Below are 3,696 nucleotides of genomic sequence, written 5' to 3'. Positions count from 1 at the left end.
CCCAGCGCCCGGCCGGTGTACGGGTGGCCCGCGCAGGGGCGGCAAAGGGATGCAGGCACGATCGCGTCATGATACACGCTCGGGCGCCTGGCCAGATGCGCAGGTGCATGATGGACGCCCGGGCTGCGAGCCCGGGCCGATCGCCACACCGGCCGGCCTGTTTCCAGGCGCGTTCAGAAAGGAATGTCTGCATCGTCATCCGGGTCTGGGGCGGTGTCCGGGGCCGTGGGCGTCTCTGGGAGATCGGGATCTTCGAGCGCTTTCTCGAGCGCTTTTTCCACGGCTTCGATCCGCTCCTTGCAGATCTTGTATGCCTGCACGGATTCATTGACGATGTCCAGCAATTCATCGATGTTGGGTTCGTCCTGCCTGCGCAGCGTTTCGGCATGGCGTTGCAGGATGTCGTACGCTTTCCTGAAGCTGTCGGGTGTGTGGTCCATGGGTTTCAAGTCGGTTTGACGGGCAGGATGCCGTCTTTGAATTGTAGGTCGAGCGTGGGTTCATCGCGGGCCTCGGCCACGCGCATGATGGGGGTGCCGCGGGCCGAGCGCACGATGGCAAAACCCCGTGTCAGTGTCTTTTCGGGCCCCTGGCCCAGAATTTCGCGCACCAGCCCGCGGCTGCGCACACGCGCCAGGCCGAGCAGGGCGCCCATCCGTTCCTGCCCTTGCAGCCACAGCGCGGGGACTGCCTGGCGGGCCACGACCAGGTGGCGTTGCGCGTCGTGGCGGGTTTCATCCAGCAGATTTTGCGCGTGGATGCGGGCGGACTGAACTGTTTTGGCGGCCTCATGGCCGACCCGCCGGGATAGCTGATTGCAGCGGCTGCCGGCTGCCTGCACCTGACGGTGCGCATCGGCACGGATCTGGATCATATGTTGCGTGGTCTGCGCCGCCACTTGCTGCGTCCTGGCTTGCGCGGATTGGAAAATCCCCGCCATGGCGGCCATCGCCTCGTCGGTGCGCAGCCGGATCCGCTGTTCGATGCCGGCAATGACCTTGCTGGGGGTATCGAAGCGCGTCTGGGCGACTTCGTCGAGCAGGACATGGTCGCGTTCATGGCCGATACCGGTCAGGACGGGAATGGGCAGAAGGCAGACGCTGCGGACCAGGTCGTAGTCGTCCAGCCAGGCCAGATCGCCGACGGCGCCCCCGCCCCGTATGATGACGACGGCATCCGGCGCGGTGTCCATCCGGTCCAGGGCCTGGCCCAGCGCGGTCAGGATTTCGGCGGCTGCGCCCTCACCCTGGAAGCGGCTGCTGGCATAGATGAAGCGACAGATTCCGAAGGCTTCGAGCCGCTGCGCCTCGGCGCGGAAATCCCCCAGGCCGGCGCCTTGCACCGGGGCCAGGACCAGTACGATGCGGTAGTCCCAGGGGGCCGGCAGGCTGCGGTTTTTTTCGAACAGGCCTTCGCGCTGCAGCCGCGCGCGAATTTCGCGCCTGCGCGCCTCGAACTGGCCCAAGGTATATTGCGCGTCGATGGCGTCGATCTGTAGGCTGAACCCATATTGGATATGGAATTCAGGCCGGGCGCGGACCAGCAGTTTGATCCCCGCCTGGACCTTCACCCCCGCCAGTTGCTCGAACTCGGGCAGGATCCTGCTTGCGGAGGATTGCCAGATGATCGCCCGGGCACTGGCCACGGGCAGGCCGGTGTCGTCTCGTTCGGAGACCTCGAGGTACACGTGGCCGCGCATTTTGACATCCATGACCTCGACGAGGGTCCAGACCCCTTGCGGGCTGCAGATCTGGGCAACCGCCACGGACACGCTGCGCAGCAGCTGCGACAATGGGATGCCGGGGGGTGCCGGGTGGGTGGTGGCCAGACCTGCGTCCAGGCGGGCGTCGGAATCCGGCCCGGGCGCAGCATCGTCCGTGGGCAGCCAGGCCGCGAAAAGCGTCAGATCGGCACCGCCTTGCACGAACCAGCGCTTTTGTTCCCAGTCGAAGCGGGCCCCGAGCCGCTTGGCCTGGTCTTTTTCCCTGAAGGGGACGTTCAGATAATGGCGCGACATGGGCGATCCTGGGCCTTGAGAAGAGGGAGGTTGCATCCAACACGAACTTGGGCGAAGCTTTCTATTTTTAGCACAACAGGCGCGGAGCCCGGGCCTGAGCCAGGAGTGGACCATTCATGAGCAGCCAATTGTTCTCATCTTTGACACTGGGCCGGCAGGCCTTGTCCAACCGGATCGTGGTGTCGCCCATGTGCCAATATTCGGCCCATGACGGCTGTGCCAGCCAGTGGCAGCTCAAGCACTTGGCGACCCTGGCGGGTTCTGGTGCAGGCCTGGTTCTCATCGAGGCGACCGGCGTGCTTCGGTCGGGCCGCATCACGCACGGCTGCATGGGCCTGTATTCAGATGAAAACGAACTGGCTCTGGGGCAGGTGCTGGCGTTTTGCCGTCAGGCGGGCGCCGCCCGTTTCGGCATACAGTTGAACTACTCCGGGCGCAAGGGGTCTTCACAGGTGCCCTGGCTGGGCGGCCAACCTTTGTCGGCGGCCGAAGATGCCTGGCAGACCCTGTCGTCCTCGGATACGCCCGATGGCCGCTCGCGCGCTTGCACGCACGAGGACTTGGCACGCATCAAACAAGCCTTCGTGGCGGCCGCGCAACGGGCGGTGCGTCTGGGGATCGATGTGATCGAGCTGCATGGGGCGCATGGCTATCTATTGCATCAGTTTCTCTCGCCCCTGTCCAACCGGCGCACCGATGAATATGGCGGCGCGCTCGATAACCGCATGCGCTACCCGCTCGAGGTGTTCGAGGCAGTGCGCAAGGCCATCCCGCCATCCGTCACTCTGGGGCTGCGGCTCTCCGCCACAGACTGGCTTCCCGACGGTCTGACCCTCGAAGAGTCGACCGTGTTCGTGCAGGCACTCGAGTCGTTGGGATGCGATTTCGTCGACATTTCCAGCGGCGGTATCGCGCCAGCCAAAATTGCGCTCGAACCAGGCTACCAGGTGCCCCTGGCCAGCCACATCAAGGCGGCCGTGTCCATCCCGGTCATTGCCGTCGGCCTGATCCTGACCGCCGAGCAGGCCGAAGACATCCTGGCGCGGGGCCAGGCCGATGCCGTTGCCCTGGGCCGGGCCTTTTTGCACAACCCGCACTGGGCGTATCAGGCGGCACTCGATCTGGGTGGGGTGGCGCACTATCCGGTCCAATACGAACGGGTCAGCCCGGCGAAATGGGCGGGTGGCCTCGTACCGGCCAGCCGCTGAACGAACCGGCAAATGATTTTTATTGCGCGAACTCTTCGAGAATGGTTATCATTTAAAAAGTTGAATCGGACCTCTTCAGCATCTGAATGAAGCGGTCTTTTTCGAATCCGGCCCTTTCTCGAATCCAGCCCTGACGGAGTGCACCTGTATGTCCATCAAATCGCTTGCGGCGTGCGCCGCCCTGATCCTGGCCGCACCCGCGTGGGCGGCCGAATACCCGATCGGCGAACCCGTCGAGATGCACGGCCTGGAGGTGGCCGCGGTGTACCTGCAGCCGGTCGAAATGGAGCCCGACGGCATGATGCGCGCGGCGCGCGATTCCGACATTCACCTCGAGGCCGACATCCACGCGACGGCCGACAATCCCAATGGCCTGCCAGAAGGCAGCTGGGCCCCTTATCTGAACATCCAGTACCGGCTGCAAAAAAGTGGCAGTGGCCAGGTGATTCAAGGCGACCTGATGCCCATGGT

General features: G+C 64.4%; 4 protein-coding genes. 2 read left to right on the top strand and 2 right to left on the bottom strand.

From position 1 onward, the window contains the following. Nucleotides 1-173 precede the first annotated feature (173 nt). Both xseB and xseA read right to left on the bottom strand, forming a co-directional pair. Nucleotides 174-440, bottom strand: coding sequence for an exodeoxyribonuclease VII small subunit (gene xseB, locus WCZ84_RS13825; protein ID WP_372686859.1), 267 nt, complete (start codon nucleotides 438-440; stop codon nucleotides 174-176). A 5-nt stretch (nucleotides 441-445) separates the two neighbouring features. Further along, on the bottom strand, nucleotides 446-2,017 hold the full coding sequence (gene xseA, locus WCZ84_RS13820) for an exodeoxyribonuclease VII large subunit (RefSeq protein ID WP_372686858.1): 1,572 nt from the start codon (nucleotides 2,015-2,017) through the stop codon (nucleotides 446-448). Nucleotides 2,018-2,133: 116 nt separating this feature from the next. Between xseA and WCZ84_RS13815 the strand changes: the two genes are divergently transcribed. Both WCZ84_RS13815 and WCZ84_RS13810 read left to right on the top strand, forming a co-directional pair. Then, nucleotides 2,134-3,225 carry an NADH:flavin oxidoreductase/NADH oxidase gene (locus WCZ84_RS13815; RefSeq protein WP_372686857.1) on the top strand — a complete coding sequence of 364 codons (1,092 nt, stop codon included), beginning with the start codon at nucleotides 2,134-2,136 and terminating at the stop codon, nucleotides 3,223-3,225. Between the two features lie 148 nt (nucleotides 3,226-3,373). Beyond that, the coding region (locus WCZ84_RS13810; RefSeq protein WP_372686856.1) for an iron transporter at nucleotides 3,374-3,696 on the top strand (323 nt) is incomplete at its 3' end.

Origin of the sequence: Castellaniella sp. (assembly GCF_041675725.1) — a bacterium.
Lineage (GTDB): Bacteria > Pseudomonadota > Gammaproteobacteria > Burkholderiales > Burkholderiaceae_B > Castellaniella.
This window is presented reverse-complemented; position numbering and strand designations above follow the sequence as displayed.

What these genes read in the sequence shown, in the direction of transcription:
- WCZ84_RS13815 (WP_372686857.1), top strand. Translation starts at nt 2,134, where the DNA reads ATGAGCAGCCAATTGTTCTCATCTTTGACACTGGGCCGGCAGGCCTTG.
- xseA (WP_372686858.1), bottom strand. Translation starts at nt 2,017, where the DNA reads ATGTCGCGCCATTATCTGAACGTCCCCTTCAGGGAAAAAGACCAGGCC.
- xseB (WP_372686859.1), bottom strand. Translation starts at nt 440, where the DNA reads ATGGACCACACACCCGACAGCTTCAGGAAAGCGTACGACATCCTGCAA.